Annotated in this window: 16 protein-coding genes and 1 tRNA gene; 9 read left to right on the top strand and 8 right to left on the bottom strand. The window is 71.5% G+C overall.

Going from position 1 to position 18415, the window contains the following annotated elements:
• Positions 1-21: 21 nt before the first annotated feature.
• The gene (locus L3i22_RS44985) at positions 22-1305 is read right to left on the bottom strand and encodes an ammonium transporter (protein WP_221323535.1); all 1284 of its coding nucleotides are present in this window, start codon (positions 1303-1305) and stop codon (positions 22-24) included.
• 122 nt (positions 1306-1427) lie between these two features.
• Between L3i22_RS44985 and L3i22_RS44980 the strand changes: the two genes are divergently transcribed.
• Positions 1428-1937: a DUF664 domain-containing protein gene (locus L3i22_RS44980; RefSeq protein ID WP_221323534.1), complete on the top strand. Its 510-nt coding sequence runs from the start codon at positions 1428-1430 to the stop codon at positions 1935-1937.
• Between the two features lie 27 nt (positions 1938-1964).
• Here L3i22_RS44980 and L3i22_RS44975 read toward each other — a convergent pair whose 3' ends face one another.
• Positions 1965-3545 (bottom strand): GGDEF domain-containing protein, encoded by a 1581-nt coding sequence (locus L3i22_RS44975; protein WP_221323533.1) that lies wholly within the window; start codon positions 3543-3545, stop codon positions 1965-1967.
• 92 nt (positions 3546-3637) lie between these two features.
• A complete protein-coding gene (locus L3i22_RS44970) occupies positions 3638-5146 on the bottom strand; it encodes a tetratricopeptide repeat protein (protein WP_221323532.1) in 1509 nt (502 codons plus the stop codon).
• Between the two features lie 77 nt (positions 5147-5223).
• On the opposite strand from L3i22_RS44970, the gene L3i22_RS44965 reads away from it, so the two are divergent.
• Positions 5224-6108, top strand: a complete 885-nt coding sequence (locus tag L3i22_RS44965; protein WP_221323531.1) for a hypothetical protein — start codon at positions 5224-5226, stop codon at positions 6106-6108.
• Here the strand turns inward: L3i22_RS44965 and L3i22_RS44960 are convergent.
• The 4 genes from L3i22_RS44960 to L3i22_RS44945 form a co-directional block, all read right to left on the bottom strand.
• Complete coding sequence (locus L3i22_RS44960) at positions 6103-6288, bottom strand: DUF4236 domain-containing protein (protein ID WP_221323530.1); 186 nt, start codon at positions 6286-6288, stop codon at positions 6103-6105. The two genes, L3i22_RS44965 and L3i22_RS44960, sit on opposite strands and share 6 nt — an antisense overlap.
• A gap of 79 nt (positions 6289-6367) precedes the next feature.
• On the bottom strand, positions 6368-6823 hold the full coding sequence (locus L3i22_RS44955) for an Rrf2 family transcriptional regulator (protein ID WP_092554613.1): 456 nt from the start codon (positions 6821-6823) through the stop codon (positions 6368-6370).
• 66 nt (positions 6824-6889) lie between these two features.
• Positions 6890-7621, bottom strand: a complete 732-nt coding sequence (locus tag L3i22_RS44950; RefSeq protein ID WP_370644302.1) for a helix-turn-helix transcriptional regulator — start codon at positions 7619-7621, stop codon at positions 6890-6892.
• 360 nt (positions 7622-7981) lie between these two features.
• On the bottom strand, positions 7982-8413 hold the full coding sequence (locus L3i22_RS44945) for an SsgA family sporulation/cell division regulator (protein ID WP_020514863.1): 432 nt from the start codon (positions 8411-8413) through the stop codon (positions 7982-7984).
• 276 nt (positions 8414-8689) lie between these two features.
• Here L3i22_RS44945 and L3i22_RS44940 point away from each other — a divergent pair, with 276 nt between their 5' ends.
• Positions 8690-9097: a TIGR02611 family protein gene (locus tag L3i22_RS44940; protein WP_221323528.1), complete on the top strand. Its 408-nt coding sequence runs from the start codon at positions 8690-8692 to the stop codon at positions 9095-9097.
• Between the two features lie 109 nt (positions 9098-9206).
• Positions 9207-9278 (top strand) — tRNA-Val (locus tag L3i22_RS44935).
• 284 nt (positions 9279-9562) lie between these two features.
• Here the strand turns inward: L3i22_RS44935 and L3i22_RS44930 are convergent.
• On the bottom strand, positions 9563-10987 hold the full coding sequence (locus tag L3i22_RS44930) for a DMT family transporter (RefSeq protein WP_221323527.1): 1425 nt from the start codon (positions 10985-10987) through the stop codon (positions 9563-9565).
• A gap of 159 nt (positions 10988-11146) precedes the next feature.
• Here L3i22_RS44930 and L3i22_RS44925 point away from each other — a divergent pair, with 159 nt between their 5' ends.
• Genes L3i22_RS44925 through L3i22_RS44905 form a run of 5 tightly spaced genes read left to right on the top strand, consistent with a single transcriptional unit; the run spans position 11147 to position 18388 of the window.
• Positions 11147-12703, top strand: coding sequence for an ABC transporter substrate-binding protein (locus tag L3i22_RS44925; RefSeq protein ID WP_221323526.1), 1557 nt, complete (start codon positions 11147-11149; stop codon positions 12701-12703).
• 15 nt (positions 12704-12718) lie between these two features.
• Positions 12719-13666, top strand: a complete 948-nt coding sequence (locus tag L3i22_RS44920) for an ABC transporter permease (RefSeq protein WP_221323525.1) — start codon at positions 12719-12721, stop codon at positions 13664-13666.
• The gene (locus tag L3i22_RS44915) at positions 13663-14511 is read left to right on the top strand and encodes an ABC transporter permease (protein WP_221323524.1); all 849 of its coding nucleotides are present in this window, start codon (positions 13663-13665) and stop codon (positions 14509-14511) included. The genes L3i22_RS44920 and L3i22_RS44915 overlap by 4 nt, the downstream gene beginning before the upstream one ends.
• A complete protein-coding gene (locus L3i22_RS44910) occupies positions 14508-16361 on the top strand; it encodes an ABC transporter ATP-binding protein (RefSeq protein ID WP_221323523.1) in 1854 nt (617 codons plus the stop codon). The genes L3i22_RS44915 and L3i22_RS44910 overlap by 4 nt, the downstream gene beginning before the upstream one ends.
• Positions 16361-18388 (top strand): CocE/NonD family hydrolase, encoded by a 2028-nt coding sequence (locus tag L3i22_RS44905; RefSeq protein WP_221323522.1) that lies wholly within the window; start codon positions 16361-16363, stop codon positions 18386-18388. The genes L3i22_RS44910 and L3i22_RS44905 overlap by 1 nt, the downstream gene beginning before the upstream one ends.
• The last annotated feature ends 27 nt before the right edge of the window (positions 18389-18415 follow it).

Genomic DNA, 18415 nt, shown 5'->3' with positions numbered 1-18415 from the left:
GATCCGCCGGCGCGGCACCACTCAGTGCGGGGCGGTGGCCGGTCGGGTCGGGTGGCCGCTGCTGTGGGCGGCCACGCCCAGGTCGTACGCCGACTCGCCGTGCAGCGCCAGGTCCAGGCCGCCGTGCTCGTCCTCCGGGGTGACCCGGAACCCGATCGTCCGGTTCAGCGCCGTCGCGATCAGCCAGGTCGCCGCGAAGGCGAAGAGCGCGACCGTGACCGCGGCCAGCGCCTGCCGGCCGAACAGCCCGAACCCGCCGCCGAAGAACAGCCCGCGCGGCCCGCCGGTCGCGGTCGCCGTGGCGAGCAGGCCGATCAGGATCGTGCCGAGGAAGCCGCCGACCCCGTGGACCCCGGCCACGTCCAGCGAGTCGTCCAGGCCGAGGCGGTGCTTGAGGCCGACCACGTACCCGCAGAGCGCGCCGGCCGCCACCCCGATCAGCAGCGCGCAGAACGGGTTCACCGACCCGCACGCCGGCGTGATCGCGACCAGCCCGGCCACCGCCCCGGACGCGGCGCCCAGCGTGGTCGCGTGCCCGTCCCGGAGCCGTTCGACGAGCAGCCAGCCGGCGATCCCGGCCGCCCCGGACGCCTGGGTGTTGAAGAACGCCAGCCCGGCCGAGCCGTTCGCGGCGAGCGCCGACCCGGCGTTGAAGCCGAACCAGCCGAACCAGAGCAGGCCCGCGCCGAGCACGACCAGCGGCAGGCTGTGCGGGCGCATCGGCTCCGAGCGGAAGCCCATCCGGTGCCCGAGCACGATCGCCAGGGCCAGGCCGGACGCCCCGGAGTTGATCTCCACGACGGTGCCGCCGGCCAGGTCCAGGATCCGCAGGTGCTGGGTGATCCAGCCGTCCGGGCTGAACACCCAGTGCGCGATCGGCGCGTAGACCACGGTCACCCAGATCGCCACGAAGACCACCCAGGTGCTGAACTTGGCCCGGTCCGCGATCGCGCCGCTGAGCAGGGCGGCCGTGATGATCGCGAACATCATCTGGAAGGCCGCGAAGACCAGCGTGGGCGTCGACCCGGTGACCGAGTCCGGCCCGATGCCGGCCATCCCGGCCAGGCTCAGGTCCCCGATCAGGCCGTGCCCGGTGTCCGGCCCGAACGCCAGCGAGTAGCCGTAGGTCACCCAGATCACGCTGACCACGCTCAGGCAGGCGAACGTCATCATCAGCATGTTCAGGGTGCTCTTGATCCGCACCATGCCGCCGTAGAACAGCGCCAGGCCGGGGATCATCAGCAGCACCAGCGCGGCGCTGACCAGCAGCCAGGCGGTGTCCCCGGAGTTCAGTCGATCGGGCATGCGGGTCAGCGTCGCGGTGATCGGTTTCGGTCCGGGCTCCCGTGCGTTTCTGACGTGTTACAAGCACGTCGCCACGGTGATCCGGCCGGGCGTCGCGCCGGTCCACCCCGCATACTCGCGGCATGACGATCGAGTTCCCGTCGCCGACCCGCGCCGCCGCCGGCACCGCCGACGTCTTCGCGGGCTACCTGTCGTACTTCCGCGAAACGCTGCTCGCCAAGACGTCCGCGCTCCCCGAGGGGGAGCGGCGGACCAGCCGCTTACCTTCCGGCTGGACCCCGGTCGAGCTGGTCAAACATCTTCGGTACGTCGAATTGCGCTGGATCGAGTGGGGATTCGAGGGCGTGGCGTTCGACGACCCGTGGGGCGACCGCAACGTCGACCGCTGGTACGTCGCCCCGGACGAGTCCTTCACCGAGCTGGCCGACGCGCTGCGGGCCCAGGGCGCGCACACCGACGAGGTGCTCGCGAAGAATCCGCTGAGCGCGGTCGGGCAGCCGGGCCCGCGCTGGGACGGCGCCGAGCCGCCCACCCTGGAGCGCATCCTGTTCCACCTGGTCCAGGAGTACGCCCGGCACGTCGGCCACCTGGACGTGGTCGTCGAACTGGCGGTCGGCGCGGTCGGCGAGTAACCGCCGCGCGCCGATCGCCGGACCCGGTCAGATGACCAGGTCACCGACGACGCGGTCGCGGCCGCCGCGCTTGGCGGCGTAGAGGTTGCGGTCGGCCTGGGCGAGCAGCGACGCCGGCGTGCCGTGCCCGTCGCTGGACGTGGTGACCCCGATGCTGGTGGTCACCGGCAGGCTGCCGGTGATCGGACCCCAGGCGTGCGCCCGGATCCGCAGCCGCAGGCGCTCGCAGCGGATCGCCGCGTCCTCCGCGCCGACCCCCGGGAAGACCAGCAGGAACTCCTCGCCGCCCATCCGGGCGGCGAGGGCCAGCCCGGGCGCCGCCTCCTCCAGCAGCTCGGCCACCTGTTGCAGCACGGTGTCGCCGGTGGCGTGCGAGAGCGTGTCGTTGACCCGCTTGAAGTGGTCCAGGTCGATGATTGCGATCGAGAGCGGGCCGTGACCGCCGGCCGCCTCGCCCAGCAGGGCGGGCAGCCGCTCGTTGACGTACCGCCGGTTGTACAGACCGGTGAGCGCGTCGCGGTGAGCCATCTCGCGGAAGTGCTCGCTGGCCCGGCGCGCCTCGTTCGCCTCGAAGACGGCCTGCAGCGCGCGGGCCCGGGCGTCCCGCTGCGCGGAGAGCAGGGCGGTGTTCTCGGTGTGGAAGGCGCGGTGCTCCTCGTACGCCTCGGCGAAGCGGCCGGTCGCGGCGTACAGCGCGGCCTGCTCCTCGCGGATCCGGGCCCGGACCGCGGCCAGCCCACGGTCCTGGCAGAGCCGCAGGTTGGCGTCGAGCGCGGCCTGCGCCTCGGCGTACCGCCCGGCCAGCCGGCGGGCCAGCGCCAGGGTCAGCTGGCACTCGGCGATCGCGTCGCCCTCGTTCGCCGCGACCAGGTCGGCCAGCACCGGGGTGAGCAGCGCCTCCACCTCGTCGTAGTGCCCGCCGAGCAGCTCGACGCGGGCCATCGTGTCCAGCTCGTTCGCCCCGAACCGGTGCCCGGTGCGGGCCTGGAGCTCGTGCATCTCGGCGACCAGCGAGCGGGCGGTCGCCTCGTCCTCGTTCTCATACGCGCTGTAGACCATGTTGTTCAGCGCCAGGATGGTCATCTCCTGGTCGCCGTCGGCCTTGGTGAGCGCGAGGGCCTCCCGCGCCCGCCGGTCGCCCTCGGCCCGCGACCCGGACTCCTCCAGCGCCACCGACAAGGACATCAACAATTGGGTACGCATGGTGACCGGCCACTCGTCGTCCATGTGCGCGACGGCCTGCACGGCGTGCTTGAGCCCGTCGGCGGAGTCGCCGACGTACCGGTAGAACAGGGAGAGCTGGCGGTGCGCCCGGGCCAGCAGGTACGGCGAGTTGTGCTGCTCGGCCCAGGCCTGCACCCGGTGCGCGGTCTGGCCGCCCTCGCCGATCCGGCCCTCCCGCAGGTCGACCGAGGCGAGCAGCAGGTCGGCGCGCTGGCAGAGCTCGTCCGCGCCGAGCTCACCGGCCCGGCGACGGAGCTCGGCGGCCGGATCCCGCACGGTCCGGAACTGCGAGTTGGACCGGCTCTCGAGCTCCGCGACGGCGGCCTCGAGGGCACCGAGCTCGTCGAGCGCGGTGGGGACACAGTTCGCCGTATCGGTCGTCACTGTCCCTACTTCCTGTAGTCGCCGTGACGGCCAAGAATCCGGCTCCACGGTGGCAGGGCGGGTCCCGTCCGGGTGCGATGCGGTTGCGCGGCTCACCGGGCGGTGCAGACCGGGGCGGAGGAGACGAGCTTGCCGGCCGGCGGCTGCACCGCGACGGTGAAGCAGTAGTCCTGCCGCTCGTTCAGGTTGTAGACCTCGTAGCCGACGGCGCCGGCGGCGAGCCGCTGGAACTCGCTCGGCGGCTGCCCGGACCGGCCGCCGGAGATCACCACCGGCCCCTTCGCCGCGGCCGGGTAGACCCAGTTCAGCGACACGCTGGCGCCGTTGTCCCGCAGGGTCACCCGGTCCGGCGAGCCGGGCGCGCCCGGGCCGGCGCTGAACAGGGTCGGTTTGCCGGGCACCGACGGGGCGGCCTGCGGGGTGGTGGCGCCGTCCGCGTCCGGCAGCGTCATGATCACCACGGCGGCGGCGACCGCGACGCCGCCGGCCAGGGCCGCCGCGAGCAGCGCCGGGTGGCCGCCGCGCCGGGCGGCCGGACTGTTCGGCGCCGGCTCGGCGGTGGACGCGTGGGCGGTGCCGACCGGTCCGTAGTCGGGTGCGCGGTAGCCGGGCAGGGGTGGCGGGGTGTCGGCCCGCGCGTGCCGGCCGATCGGGTCCCCCGGCAGGTTCAGGTCGCTCAGGTAGAACGGCTGCTGGTAGACCGTGCCGTTGGGATCGGTGGTCAGATTGTCCGGTGGGGGCTGGGTGGCGTCGTCGAACGTGTCGTCCGGCTTCGGCGGGTACTTCGTGCTCGGCTTGCGCCCGCCCGGGTCGGGCACGGTGGGGCGGCGCGGGAACGGCCGGAAGCCGCCGGGCCGCAGCTCGGTGTCGTCGTCCCGGCCCGGCCGGGTCATCCGCCCGCAGGTGTGCCGGCCCGAGCGCTCGCCCTCGACCAGCGCGGCCGCCTGGCGGGCCAGCGGATGGTCGGCGGGCAGGTGCTCCCGGCTCAGGCGCAGCGCGGTGGCCAGGTGGTCGCGGGACGCCGCGTCCCGCCCGCACTCGCGCTCCATCGCGCCGAGCCGGGCCAGCATCTTGATGCCGGCCGGCGCGGACTCCCCGAAGAGGCGCTGGTGGCGCCGCCACGCGCCGGTCAGCCGGGCGCGGGCGGCGGCACAGTGCCCGGCCGCGTGCTCGGCGGTGGCCAGGTCGGCCTCGGCGGCCAGCACCCGTGCCGACTCCGGGTCGTCCAGATGGGCCAGCGCGCCGACCAGGTCGTGATAGACCAGGGCGGCCCGGCCGTACTGTCCGATGCGGTGCAGGACCGCGGCGTGGGTGGCGGCCGCGGCGACGGTGCGCTCGTCGTTCCGGCCGTGCAACTGCTCCTCGGCGGCGTGCGCGAAGGCGGCCCAGAGCCGGGCCGACTGCGGGTCACCGAGCGCGATCAGGACCCGGGCGAAGAGGGCGGCGGCGACCGCCAGCTCGGCGGTGGCGCGGCGGGGATCGGCGTCGGCGGTGCGCAGGACGTCCGCGAGAACGGCCCGGGCGCCCGTGAGATCGCCGGCTGACGAGAGGGTCTGTGCCTGGGCGGTGAGTTCGGCGAGCGGAGGAGCCACGTATCTCATAGTGCTCGGACGAATACCCTAGGTACAAGTCTTGGGGTGTGACGGCCGGTACCGAGGGGACGGGGTAGAACTTCCGCATGTCTGTCACGACGGTCAAACGCGAACTGCTGATCCGGCACCTCGAAGCGTGGGCGCCGGCCGCGCTGCATCGTGGGCGCCGCGCCATCTATCTGCACGGATACGCCGACGTGGACGCCGGGGCGACGGCCGAGGCGGCGGTCCGGGTGCTCGCCGATCTGCCCGATCTGGCCCGTGGCCGGGAACTGTTCATGGTGGCCGTCGGTGACGACATGACGACAATCACTGCCCGGCTCGCCGAGGTTCAGCGCCAGGCCGGCGCGGGGGCGGGGCTGTCCGTTCTCGCCATCGGGGCTCCGGCCGAGGTCGCGCTCCGGGCCGCCGGGGCCAAAGGCGTACCCACGCTGGGTTTTCTCGATGCCGGGAGCGCGAGTGAACCGCCCGCCGTGGCCACCGTGACGGCCCTGGCCGAAGGCCGGCCGGGGGAGGCGCTGCTGGTGTTGCCGGCGGGCTCGCCGGTGGAGCCCTATCGGGACGCGTTCCCGTTGCTCACCGCGGCGGAGCTGGCCGTCGGCGAGGAGCCCGGTGAGGTGGTGGTGTTCGCGACCGCGTCGGGCAAGAGCCTGGAGCAGTTCAAGGAGGCGCTCTGGGCCGTCGACGAGTTCGCCGGGGTGCGGTTGCGCGACCCGGGCGACCCGGAACGGCACCTGATCGACATCTCGCTGCAGCCGCACCCCGGCCCGTTGCGCCGGGAGATCCTGGCGCACCTGGCCGAGGTGGGTGCGGCGACGGTCAGCGACCTGCGTACGTTCACGCTGACCGAGACGGTCTATCGAGCGGCCGACGCGAACCGGGTTCTGCACCTGATGCTCGACGCCGGCACGGTCACCCGCGACCCGGCGACCGGCCGGCTCGGCGGGGACGTGCTGATCAGCGCGTCATGACTTGGACCGGGACTTGTCCTGCTTCCAGGACAGCGGGCCGGGCAGGTCGACGCGGTGCGCGCGGGTCTTGGAGTTCCAGGACCAGCGGCCGATCTTGAAGCTCCACGACGAGTAACCGTTCTCGGTGAAGTTCAGGATCAGCGGACCGAACTTCTTGCGGCTACGGAATACGAGGCCCATCGGAACGTCTCCTTCGGGGGGAACAGCTGTGCGATGACAGCACGATTCCCGATCAGACGTTTCGACAAACGTCAGCGTCTCAGCGCGGTTGCCACGCGTCCGGGCGCGTCGTCAGTTTGCGGACGTGCGCGGGCATCCGGCCGCTGATCAACTCGGCGAGACTCACCTCGTCGACCACCTCGCGGACCGCGGCACGCACCGCGACCCAGAGGTTCGGCAGGTTCTCCGCGGCGCCGGTGTACTGCGTCTCCTCCGGACGGAGGCCGCGCACACCGGCGAGCGGTCCGTCGACCGCCCGGAGAATCTGGCCGATCGTCACGTCCCGTGGTGGGTGGGACAGCGTGTACCCACCCTCGGCACCTCGCTGCGCCCGCACCACCCCGGCGCGGCGTAGATCGGCGAGCACCGCCTCGAGGAACTTGCGGGGCATTTCCTGGTCCTGGGCAATGGCCTGGGCGGACATCAGTGCCGGGTAGGCCTGCGCCAAACTGAGCGCTGCCCGGACCGCATAGTCGCCGCGCGCGGAGATCTGCACGCGACTATTCTGCCCCCTCGTCGCATCCGGGATGCACATACCCCAGGGCGATGTGGGAATTAACCCTCAGTCAGTGGGCAGTCGCGGTCCGGGGATGCCCCCGGGTGGGTCGGGTGGCCCGCCCCGGAAGTGCCCCGGGCTGAGTCCGGTCTCCCGGTGGAAGAACCGCCCGAAGTTGGTCGGCTCCCCGAACCCCAGGCTGCGACCCACCTCCGCCACCGACAGCTCGGTGGCGGCGAGGAGCCGGCGGGCCTGCAGGGCCACCCGGTCGTCGACCACCTGTTTGGCGGTCCGCCCGGTCACCGCGAGGCTGGCCCGGGTCAGGGTGCGCACCGAGCAACCCAGCTCGGCCGCGTAGTCCTCGACCCGGCGGCTGTGCGGATAACCGTCCTCCAGGCGTCGCCGGAACCGCTCGAACGTGCGGGTCTCGACGTTGCCCGGATCGTCACCCGAGCCGTCCAGCAGCCGGATCCGCAACAGCAGTGCGGCCAGCTGATGGTGCAGCAGGGCGGCGGCGATCCGGCCCGGCGGCCCCGCGGCGTCGGCCGCGAGGTGGTCGAACGCGGCGCGGAAGACTTCCGGGTCCGGCAGGACGAGCGGTGACCGCCCCGGCCCATCCGGATCGTCCGGGAACAGCCCGGGAAGTTCCTCCGGCCCGAACAGCCCCGGCCGGAACACGACCGTGGCGGTGTCCGGCGGTGGACTGCCCGTCTCGAAGTGGACGGCCTGACCCGGACGCACCCAGAGGAGCGTTCCCGGCCCGGCCAGGTAGGAGGTGAAATCTACGTCGGCATGCAAGGGCCCCGTGGTGGTCAGCACGAGCGCGTGGCACTCGAGTAACCCGGTGGCGGATCCCGCCACCACCGGCAGGGCGCAAGCACCGACCCCCGCCCAGTCGGGCGGTGTACTGGCTGGCGCGCGCTCAGCGCGATGAATGAGTGCTGGCATCGTGCCTGACGGTAACCGTCGATGGCCGTTAACGCATCCCTTACCGCACCGACCGGGCTATTTGTCCGATTAGTGGCTCGGTATTCGCTATACGTCCGATTCCGATTCCTTTTCGGAGATCCAGACTTTTCCCCCGGATAAAGGGCGACCCGCACGGACCGGCAGTGTCCGTACGGGTCGCCCTTGGCCGCTTTCCAGTGGGACTGCCTGTCACCTACCGGCGAGCAGGCGGTTGACCGCCGCATCCACGTCCAGATGCTCTGATTCCCGTCCACGCGGCACCACCACATAGGTGCGCCGCAGGAATCGGACGAGGACACTGCGCGGCACTTCGAACAGCGCGTTGCCGTCAGGTGACGACAACGCCAGCGCGACGAAATCCCCCCGCGGCGTGGCCCACGGCCACACCCGGACGTCGCCGATACCAGCCGGCTCGTCGAGCCCGGTAACCAGCAGTTCCCTAGCGAATGACCAGCTCACGGCTTCCCCACCGGCTGATTCCGCGTGGAACAACACATGGACCGCATAAGGGTCCGCCGGGTCGTAGCGCAGACTGGCGCGCACCGGCAGTGCCGTCGCGTCTGGTGCTACGAGCCGCAGCGAGGTCTCGACCTCGACGGTCGTTGGACGAATGGTACTCATGGACGAACTCCCCCCGGCACCGCTGCGAGGCTGGTGAACCCCGCGTTTCCCATACTCAGGTGATCCCTGTCGTTACGCTCCGCCATACGCTGATCTCACCCAGTAGTGGGAAGACGGTTCCGAAAACCTCTCCGCCCAGGACGCAATTAGATATCTTGTCCTGTTCTGCCCATGTACTCGGTTCCGCCCGGCGTCGGGTGGTCCAGCAGTTGACTTACTCCGGTAACGTCCATTCGTCCCGGGCGGTGACGGGGCCCCGGGACACTGGGGGATGAAATGGGTGTAAAACCGGACGTGAAGGCTACTGACGTGCGTCTGCTCGACCGTATCCGTTCCACTCCCACCGGGCGGCTCGCTCTGAAGATCGGCGTCGGGGTGCTGGGTGGCCTGGTCGTCGCCGTCGGCATCGTGCTGATCCCGTTCCCCGGGCCGGGGTGGGCCATCGTGATCCTCGGCCTGGCCATCCTGGCCGTCGAGTTCGTCTGGGCGAAGAACCTGCTCGCGTTCACCAAGCGGCACGTGAAGAACTGGACGCAGTGGATCGGCCGGCAGAGCCTGCCGATGCGCGGGCTGATCGGCGTCGTCGGCATGGTCTTCGTGGCCGCGATCGTGTACTTCGCGGTACGGCTCAGCCTCGGGATCGACCTGATCCAGGTCGGGCAGGACTTCGTCGACAAGCATTAGGCCAGCTTCCGCCGGTCGGCGGCGCCGCGGGCGAGATCGCCGTTCCCGCCTGCGGGAACCCCCGATTCGCGTGAGCGGTTCGGCGTCCGGTAGAGTTCCTTCTCGTTGAGGGCGATTAGCTCAGCGGGAGAGCGCTCCGTTCACACCGGAGAGGTCACTGGTTCGATCCCAGTATCGCCCACAAGTATTTTGAGCTTCGCAAAGGCCTGCCGCGATGATCCATTGCGGTGGGCCTTTCGTCATGTTTGCCGGAGATCGGCGTAGCGTGCACCCGGCGCGATCGCCGGGCGGTCCGTGGCCGATCACGCTCGCGCGCGGAGGTGGTCGGCGGCACCGACCGGATGCGAACGGCGTCCGCCTGCTCGATGGCGAGGTGCGACGACTCCGCCGCGCGGGAGCATGCGCGAGCCGGCCGGCATTTCGGCCGGGGTGTGCGGCCGGCTGCCGTGGTGAGTCCGGCCGGGCTCAGGCGTTCAGGCGGCGGTCCGGTTGCGGGGCGAGGCGGGCCAGGATCTCGGCCAGGTCGGCGGCGACCGCGTCGGCGACGCGCAGGTCCGCGGCGGTGTAGCTGCCGGGGCTGTGCAGCAGGTTGAGGCAGCCGAGGAAGCGGCCGTCCTGGGCCACCACCGCGTTGATCGCCGCGCCGAGCCGCAGCGCGGCCAGGGTGTCGTGGTGTTCGAACGCGTCGGACTCCGGGTCGCCCGGGTCGTCGGTGAGGTAGGACTCCCGCCGGACCACGCACTGGTCGATCCAGTCGGCGCCGAGGCCGGCCGAGACGCCGCCGGGCCGGTAGACCTCGGGCATCGAGGTGTAGATCCGGACCAGGTCCTGGCTGCCGGGCCGCCACAGCGAGACGGTGGCGAGCCGGGCGCCGATCTGGGCGACGGCACGCCCGACGGCGGCGGTGATCGCCGCGCGGTCGGTCGCCGTGATGGTGAGATCGACGACGGCCTCGTCGACGGGCACGGGCACGGGAACCTCGGCGGGGGCGGGTCGGGGTGCGGGAACGTCGTCGGCGGCGGGTGGTGGCGGAGCGGCGGACCGGCTGACGAGCATCACGCCGGCGACGGCGATGCAGCCGCCGATGACGGCGGCCGGGGTCGGGGCCTGGTCGAGCAGCAGCCAGCCCAGGGTGATGGAGATCAGCGGCACGGCGAAGAGCAGCGAGCCGCCCTCGGCGACGCTCGTCTCGGCCAGGGCCCGGGCCCAGAACACGTAGGCGAGCGCGGTGCTGACCAGCACGAGCACGGCGAGCGCGAGCCAGGTGCGGCCCTGCCAGGCGGCGAGGTGCAGGTCGAGCGGGGCCGGCGGCAGGGTCAGCAGGCCACCCCACAGGCAGCCCCAGAAGACCATCTCGATCGCCGGAATCCGGCTGAGCAGGGGCTGCTGCCAGATAAGGTAGAGCGCGAGGATCAAGGCCGCAAACAGGATGATCAGTGCGTTCCAGCCGAGGCCGAGACGCCCCCCGCCGAAGACCGCGACCATCGCCACGCCGGTCATCGCGACGATCGTCCCGGCGATGCCGCGGGGTGTGATCCGTTCACCGAGCAGCAGGCGGCCGAGGATCAGTGCGAAGACCGGTGACGTGTTCAGCAGCAGGCTCGTCGTCCCGGCGGGCACCGTCGTCTGCCCGATGTTGAGCAGGGTGCCGTAGGCGGCGTAGCCGATCGCCGAGACCCCGAAGGCCCGGAGCAGGTCGCCGCGCCGGGCGACCAGCCGCCGGCGCCGGATCAGCAGGTAGAGCCCGAGCACCAGGGCCGCCCCGAGGAAGCGCACCGGGGTCAGGTCGAGCGGGCTGATCACCCGCAGGAGCTCACTGGTCGCCACGTAGGTGGGCGCTGACGTGATCACCATCAGGGTGCCGGGACGACGAAGCCAGGCCAACTGCACGGACGTTCCCCACCCCGGTCGGTTACATGATCTTTACAGGCCGCCATTGCGAACCCTAGGCGTTATTCGTACGGTACATCAAATAACTTGTACAGTCGTTTGATTAGGCGCCTCGGAAGGGTCACCGTGATAGCTCGCTCGAACACTCCCGCCAGCGGTGTGTTGTCGCGTCGCTCGCTGCTCGCCGGCTCCGGCCTGGCGGTGCTGTCCACCGCCTTCCTGGCGGCCTGCGGCAGTGGCGGATCGGCGCTGCCGGCCGCCTCCGGAGCGGCGACCGGCACCGCCAAGCAGGGCGGCACGCTGCGGATCGCCCGGCCGCCGGCCTCGACCGCGGAGACGCTCGACCCGGCCAGCTCACTGTCGGCGTACGAATATCTCGGCGCCCTCTACAACCGGCTGGTCAAGCTCGACGAGGCCGGCAGCGTCCAGCCCGACCTGGCCGCCTCCTGGGAGACGTCCGCGGACGCCAAGACCTGGACCTTCACCCTGCGCACCGGGGTCACCTGGCACGACGGCAAGTCGTTCACCGCACAGGACGTCGTCTACTCGATCCAGCACATCCTGGACCCGGCGACCAAGTCCCCGCAGGCCGCGGTGCTTTCCACCTTCGTCGACGGCAAGTCGGTCACGGCCCGGGACGCCGGCACCGTCGTCTTCACCCTGTCCGCGCCGAACGCCGAGTTCGCCAGCCTGCTGACCAGCTACAACTGCTACCTCATCCCGGACGGCTCGGCCGCCACGATCGGCAGCACCGGCATCGGCACCGGCCCGTTCAAGCTCGTCTCGTTCCAGGCCGCCGGACCCGGCAAGGTGGCCCGCAACGACTCCTACTTCGGGGGCAAGGCGAAGCTCGACACCATCGAGTTCTCCTCCATCCCGGACACCCAGGCCCGGGTGAACGCGTTGCTGGCCGGGCAGATCGACTTCATCTCCCAGACCAACCTCGACTACGCCACCTCGCAGACCGTGCTGGCCTCGGCGAGCGCGACGGTCGCCGCGGTCAAGAACGCCCAGTGGTACACCGTGCCGATGCTGAACACCTCGGCCGAGTTCCGTAACCCGCTGGTCCGCAAGGCGCTGGCGCACGCGTACAAGCCGGCCGACGTGCTGCAGCTCGCCGTGCACGGCAGCGGCACCATCGCCCGCAACAACCCGGTCCCGCCGACCGACGCCTACTACCTCGACTACGGCCTGGACTACGACCCGGACCTGGCGAAGTCGCTGCTCCAGCAGGCCGGCATGGCCTCGCTCGCGGTGGACATCTACACCTCCAGCTACGACTCGGTGCTCAGCCCGCTGGCCCTGGCGCTCAAGGGCAGCGTCGCCGGCGCCGGGATCACCCTGACCGTGAAGAACTCCTCCGCGGACTCCTACTACACCGACGTGTGGATGAAGAAGCCGCTGATGACCAGCTACTGGTACACCGGGCGGCCGATCGACCAGCTGCTCAACCAGCTGTTCCGGTCCGGGTCGTCGTACAACGAGAACGCGTACGCCAACCCGCAGCTGGACCAGACCCTGGACGCCGCCCGGGCCACCGTCGACGTGGCCAAGCGCAAAACCCTCTACCAGGACGCCCAGAAGATCCTGGTCGACGACGGCGCGGTGCTGACCCCGTTCTTCGCCGACCGGCTGGTCGGGATCAGCAAGAACGTCGCCGGGTACCGGGAGCACGGCTTCGAGTTCGACTACCTCGCCATCGGCCTGGTGGCATAGCCGATGGTGATCCGCATGGTGCTCACCCGGCTGGGCTGGGCGCTCGTCACGATCCTGCTCTCCGCGGTGCTCGTGTTCGTGGCGATCCAGTCCCTGCCCGGTGACGCGGCCACCCAGATCCTGGGCCAGAACGCGACGCCGGAGGCGGTGGCCACCCTGCGCGCCCAGCTCGGCCTGGAGCAGCCGCCGGTGCAGCGCTTCCTCAGCTGGTTCGGGAACGCGGTGACCGGGGACTTCGGCACCTCCCTGGCCAGCGGGCATCCGGTCGGCTCCGAGGTCGGGCGGGCGCTGCTGAACACCTCGTTCCTGGCCGCGGTGACGATCCTGGTCGGTTTCGTGCTGGCCTGTGTGCTCGGCCTGGTCGCCGGCGTCTACCGGGACCGCTGGCCGGACTCGGTGATCTCCACGCTGGCGCTGGTCGGGATGAGCGTGCCCGAGTTCATCGTGGCCACCCTGCTGGTGCTGCTCCTGGCGATCACGTTTCCGGTGTTCCCGGCCGTGGTCACCGCCGGGTCGAACGCGACCATCGGCCAGCTGCTCCCGTCGATGGCGCTGCCGTCGCTGGCCCTGGTGCTGGTGTCGGCGGCGTACATCATCCGGATGATGCGGACGTCGGTCATCGACGTGATGGAGACCGACTTCGTCCGGACCGCCCGCCTCAAAGGGGTGGCCCCGGCCCGGCTGATCCTGCGGCACGTGGTGCCGAGCGCCATCCTGCCCACCCTGAACGTCATCGCCATGAACGTGGCCTGGCTGATCGGTGGCGTCGTGGTGGTCGAGAGCATCTTCAACTACCCCGGCCTGGGCACCCTGATGATCCGCTCGGTGCAGAACCGGGATCTGCCGGTCATCCTGCTGATCGCGGTGCTCAGCGCGGTGACGTACGTGGTCTGCAACCTGCTCGCCGACCTCGCGGCCATCCTGCTCAACCCGCGTCTGCGCTACCCGAGGAGAGTGCGATGACCGCCACCCGGCTGGTCCGTTCCATCCTGCGGTCCAAGTCCGCCACCATCGGGTTCGCCCTGGTGCTGATCCACCTGGTGCTCGCGATCCTGGCCCCGGTGCTGGCCGGGTACGACCCGGTCGTCAACGACCCGGCCGCGGTCCTGCAACTGCCTGGCGGGGCGTACCCGCTGGGCACCGACACGCTGGGCCGCGACATCCTCTCCCGGACCCTGTACGGCGGCCGGTACGCGCTGACCACCAGCCTGACCGCGACCGCGCTGGTGGTCCTGCTCGGCACGGTCATCGCCGGGATCGCCGCCTACCACGGCGGCCGGCTGGACAACCTGATCACCCGGGTCCTCGACTCGATCCTGGCCGTACCGGCCATCCTGTCGCTGCTCGTGGTGGTGACCGTCCTCGGCTCCGGCACCTGGGTGCTGATCATGGCGATCGTGGTGGTCTACACCGGCGGAGTGATCCGGATCGTCCGGGCCGCGGCGATGGACGTGCTGCCCCGGGACTTCGTCACCGCCGCCCGCGCCCGCGGCGAGGGCGCCTTCCACATCCTCTTCCGCGAGGTGCTCCCGAACATCCTCGACGTGGTCCTGGTGGAGTTCGCGATGCGCGCCTCCTGGGTGCTGTTGCTGATCAGCTCCCTGTCGTTCCTCGGGTTCGGCGCGAACCCGCCGACCCCCGACTGGGGCCTGATGGTCGCGGAGAACCGCAGCCTGATGGGGCTGGTACCGCTCGCCACCGTCGCGCCGATGGTGTCACTGGCGACCCTGATCGTCGGGCTCAACCTCGCCTCCGACGGGCTCGCCAAGAGCCTCGGAGTGGACCGGATGAAGGAGATCGCCGGATGACGGCCGTCGTCGACATCAAGGACCTGGGCGTCTCCTACACCTCCGGGAGCGGCCAGGTCGACGTGCTCAGCGAGGTGACCCTGAGCCTCGGCCGCGGCGACGTGCTGGGCCTGGTGGGCGAGTCGGGCTCCGGCAAGTCCACCCTGGCCGGAACCCTGCTCGCCGCGCTGCGGACCTCGTCGTTCATCTCCTCCGGGACCGTCACGGTCGAGGGCCGCGACGTGTTCGGGCTCACGGGCCGGCAGCTGCGCGAGTTCCGGTCCACCACCGTCGCGATGGTGCCGCAGAACGCCGGCGCCGCGCTGACCCCGACCATGCGGATCGTGGACCAGCTCGCCGAGGCCTTCGCCAAGGACGGCAAGGCCACCCGCAAACAGCGGCGGGATCGGGCCGAGGAACTTCTCCGGATGGTCCGGCTGCCGAACCCGGCGGCCGCCCTGGACCGGTACCCGCACCAGTTCTCCGGCGGGCAGCAGCAGCGCATCGGCATCGCGATGGCGCTGGCCGCCCGCCCGTCGCTGCTGGTCCTGGACGAGCCGACCACCGGCCTGGACGTGGTCACCCAGGCCGCGATCCTGGACACGCTGTCCCGGCTGCACCGCGAACTCGGCATGTCGATGGTCCTGGTCAGCCACGACCTCGGCGTGATCGACCGGATGTGCACCCACATCGCCGTGCTGCGCCGGGGCCGGATCGTCGAGTCCGGCCCGACCCGGGACGTGCTGAGCGGCCCGCGACACCCGTACACCCGGGGGTTGATCGCCAGCGTCCCGCGGATCGCCGTGCCGGGCATCCCGCCGAGCCTCGACGACGCGGCCATTGACCGGGGCGAAGAGCAGACCGAAACCCCCTTGCTGGTACGGCAGCCGCCCACCGAAACGGCCACCGTGCTCGAGATCCGTGGCCTGAGCGTCGACTACCGGCCCAGACACGTCCCGGGAACCGGTCCCACCGTCCAGGACGTCGACCTGGACGTGTCCGCGGGCGAGATCGTCGCGCTGGTCGGCGAATCCGGCTCCGGCAAGTCGACGATCGCGAACGTGGTCGCCGGCCTGCAACGCCACGAGGCGGGCACCCTCACCCTCGGCGGCGACACCCCGCTGGCACCGACCGTGGCCAAGCGCACCCGGGACGTACGCCAGGCCGTGCAGTTCATCTTCCAGAACGCCGACACCTCGCTCAACCCGCGCCGGACCGTCCGGGACAGCGTCAACCGTCCGCTGCGTCTGTTCGACATCCGCGGCCGGTCGGTGGAGTCCGCGCTCGCCGAGGTCGACCTGGCCGCCGGCTACGCCGAACGGCTCCCCGGGCAGCTCTCCGGCGGCCAGCGGCAGCGGGTCGGCATCGCTCGCGCGATGGCCGCCGAACCGAGCCTGGTCCTGGCCGACGAGATCGTGTCGGCGCTGGACGTGTCGGTGCAGTCGTCGATCCTGCGGCTGATGGACCGGCTCTCCCGGGAGAAGGGCCTCGGCGTCCTGTTCATCACCCACGACCTGGCCGTGGTCCGCGCGGTCGCCGACCGGATCGTGGTGCTCTATCTGGGCCGGGTGGTGGAACGCGGGCGGGTGGACGACATCTTCGGCGCGGTGTGCCACCCGTACACCCGGATCCTGCTGGACGCGGTGATCGAGCTCGGGGACGACCACGCCGCGGTCGCGCCGCCCCGGCAGGACGAGATCCCGGACGCGCCGCCCGAGCACGGGTGCGCGTTCGCCAGCCGCTGCCCGATCGTCCGGGACGTGTGCCGGACGAACACGCCCCCGGCCCTCCAGGTCACCGACACCCACACCATCCGCTGCCACGCCGAGGTGACCGAACTCGCGTCGCGCGGCACCGTAGGAGCCGAATGATGAGAATCGCCACCGAGTTCCCCCGGACCGTCACCGTCCGGGAGCACGTGTGGATCCCGATGCGGGACGGGACCCGGCTGGCCGCCACCATCTGGCTGCCCGACGACGCGGACCGGAATCCGGTGCCGGTGCTGCTGGAGTACCTGCCGTACCGCCGGGGTGACTGGACGGCGCCCCGGGACGCGCAGCGGCATCCCTGGTACGCCGGCCACGGGTACGCCTCGGTCCGCGTCGACATCCGCGGCAGCGGCGACTCCGAAGGCGTCATGCTCGACGAGTACCACGCGCAGGAGCAGCAGGACGGCGTCGACGTGATCGCCTGGCTGGCCGCGCAGCAGTGGTCGACCGGCAAGGTCGGCATGTTCGGCATCTCCTGGGGCGGATTCAACGCGCTGCAGGTCGCCGCCGAACGGCCCGCGGCGCTCAAGGCGATCGTCACCGTCTGCTCCACCGACGACCGGTACGCCGACGACGTGCACTACTACGGTGGCGCGCTGCTCGGCATCGACATGGCCGCCTGGTCGGCCACCATGCTCGCCTTCCAGAGCCGGCCGCCGGCCCCGTGGCGGGTCGGTGACGCGTGGGAGCCGATGTGGCGGGAACGGCTGGAGGCGCTCCGGCCGTACGCCGAGATCTGGATGTCGCACCAGGAACGTGACGACTACTGGCGGCACGGGTCGGTCGGCGAGGACTACTCCCGGATCGAGGCGGCGGTGCTCGCGGTCGGGGGCTGGGCGGACCCGTACCGTAATGCGGTTTTGCGTTTGATGGAGAACCTGGACGCGCCGTGCCGCGGGCTGATCGGTCCGTGGTCGCACCAGTACCCGGACATCGCGCGCACCCCGGGCCCGACCATCGGCTTCCTGCAGGAGACGCTGCGCTGGTGGGACCACTGGCTCAAGGACGCCGACAACGGGGTGATGGACGAGCCGCCGCTGCACGTCTACCAGCAGGACTCGGCCCGGCCGGCGACGCACTACCCGGAACGGCCCGGGACCTGGGTCGCGTTGCCCGGCTGGCCGTCCGCCGAGGTGCCCGACCGGGTCTTCAACCTGGCCCGGGACACCCGCACCCTGGCCGCGGGCCCGGACGGGCTGGTGCTCGTCGACACGCCGCAGCACACCGGGGTGGACGCCGGCCGGTGGTTCCCGTTCGGCAACCGCTCCGACCTGCCGCCGGACCAGCGCGCCGAGGACGGCCGGTCGGTCGTCTTCGACACCCCGCCGCTGGCGGAGGACCTCAACATCCTCGGTTTCCCCCGGCTGCGGCTGCGGGTCGCCGCCAGCGGTCCACGGGCCAACGTGGTGGCCCGGCTCTGCGACGTGGCGCCCGACGGCTCGTCCACGCTGATCACCCGCGGCGCCCTGAACCTGGCCCGCCGGGACGGCATGGACCGGGCCGACGAGCTCACCCCGGGGGAGTGGACGGACGTGACGTTCGACCTGACCGCGATCGGGTGGACGGTCCCGGCCGGGCACCGGCTGCGGGTGGCGCTGTCCACGACGTACTGGCCGTGGGTGTGGCCGCACGGCGCCCGGGTGGCGGTCACCGTGGACCCGGCGGCCAGCGAACTCGTGGTCGGTGACCTGGCCCCGGCGGCTCTGGACCGGCCGCATCCCGGATTCGGTGAGCCCGAGCAGGCCGCACCGCTGGCGATCGTGGCCGGTCCGCCGCCGGCGGTCCGGCCCGAGCGGGAGGTCCGCTACGAGCCGGAGTCCGAGCGGTGGGTGCTGACCGTCGACCCGAACTACGGCGGCAACCGCACCTTCCCCGACGGGCTGACCTACCGGGAGTCCGCGCTGGAGCGGTACACCATCGCCGGGGACGATCCGCTGTCGGCGACCGCCGAGTCGCAATGGACGATCGGCCTGGAACGCGGCGACTGGCGGGTCACCATCGACACCAGCTCGGTGATCACCGCCACCGCCACCCACTTCCGGTTGTCCAACGAGGTCCGGGCCACGCTGGGGGATATCGTCTGGTTCGAACGGACCTACGTGACAGACATCGATCGTTCCTCGGTATGACGCCGCACGGGACAACAGAAGGGTTCC

The organism is Actinoplanes sp. L3-i22, from assembly GCF_019704555.1.
In the GTDB taxonomy this organism is placed as follows: Bacteria; Actinomycetota; Actinomycetes; order Mycobacteriales; family Micromonosporaceae; genus Actinoplanes.
The sequence above is the reverse complement of the archived record's forward strand: the minus strand, read 5'-3'. Positions and strand labels throughout refer to the sequence as shown.

What these genes read in the sequence shown, in the direction of transcription:
- L3i22_RS44985 (WP_221323535.1), bottom strand. Translation starts at nt 1,305, where the DNA reads ATGCCCGATCGACTGAACTCCGGGGACACCGCCTGGCTGCTGGTCAGC.
- L3i22_RS44965 (WP_221323531.1), top strand. Translation starts at nt 5,224, where the DNA reads ATGTCTGTCACGACGGTCAAACGCGAACTGCTGATCCGGCACCTCGAA.
- L3i22_RS44970 (WP_221323532.1), bottom strand. Translation starts at nt 5,146, where the DNA reads ATGAGATACGTGGCTCCTCCGCTCGCCGAACTCACCGCCCAGGCACAG.
- L3i22_RS44915 (WP_221323524.1), top strand. Translation starts at nt 13,663, where the DNA reads ATGACCGCCACCCGGCTGGTCCGTTCCATCCTGCGGTCCAAGTCCGCC.
- L3i22_RS44940 (WP_221323528.1), top strand. Translation starts at nt 8,690, where the DNA reads ATGGGTGTAAAACCGGACGTGAAGGCTACTGACGTGCGTCTGCTCGAC.
- L3i22_RS44905 (WP_221323522.1), top strand. Translation starts at nt 16,361, where the DNA reads ATGAGAATCGCCACCGAGTTCCCCCGGACCGTCACCGTCCGGGAGCAC.
- L3i22_RS44910 (WP_221323523.1), top strand. Translation starts at nt 14,508, where the DNA reads ATGACGGCCGTCGTCGACATCAAGGACCTGGGCGTCTCCTACACCTCC.
- L3i22_RS44960 (WP_221323530.1), bottom strand. Translation starts at nt 6,288, where the DNA reads ATGGGCCTCGTATTCCGTAGCCGCAAGAAGTTCGGTCCGCTGATCCTG.
- L3i22_RS44945 (WP_020514863.1), bottom strand. Translation starts at nt 8,413, where the DNA reads ATGAGTACCATTCGTCCAACGACCGTCGAGGTCGAGACCTCGCTGCGG.
- L3i22_RS44920 (WP_221323525.1), top strand. Translation starts at nt 12,719, where the DNA reads ATGGTGCTCACCCGGCTGGGCTGGGCGCTCGTCACGATCCTGCTCTCC.
- L3i22_RS44980 (WP_221323534.1), top strand. Translation starts at nt 1,428, where the DNA reads ATGACGATCGAGTTCCCGTCGCCGACCCGCGCCGCCGCCGGCACCGCC.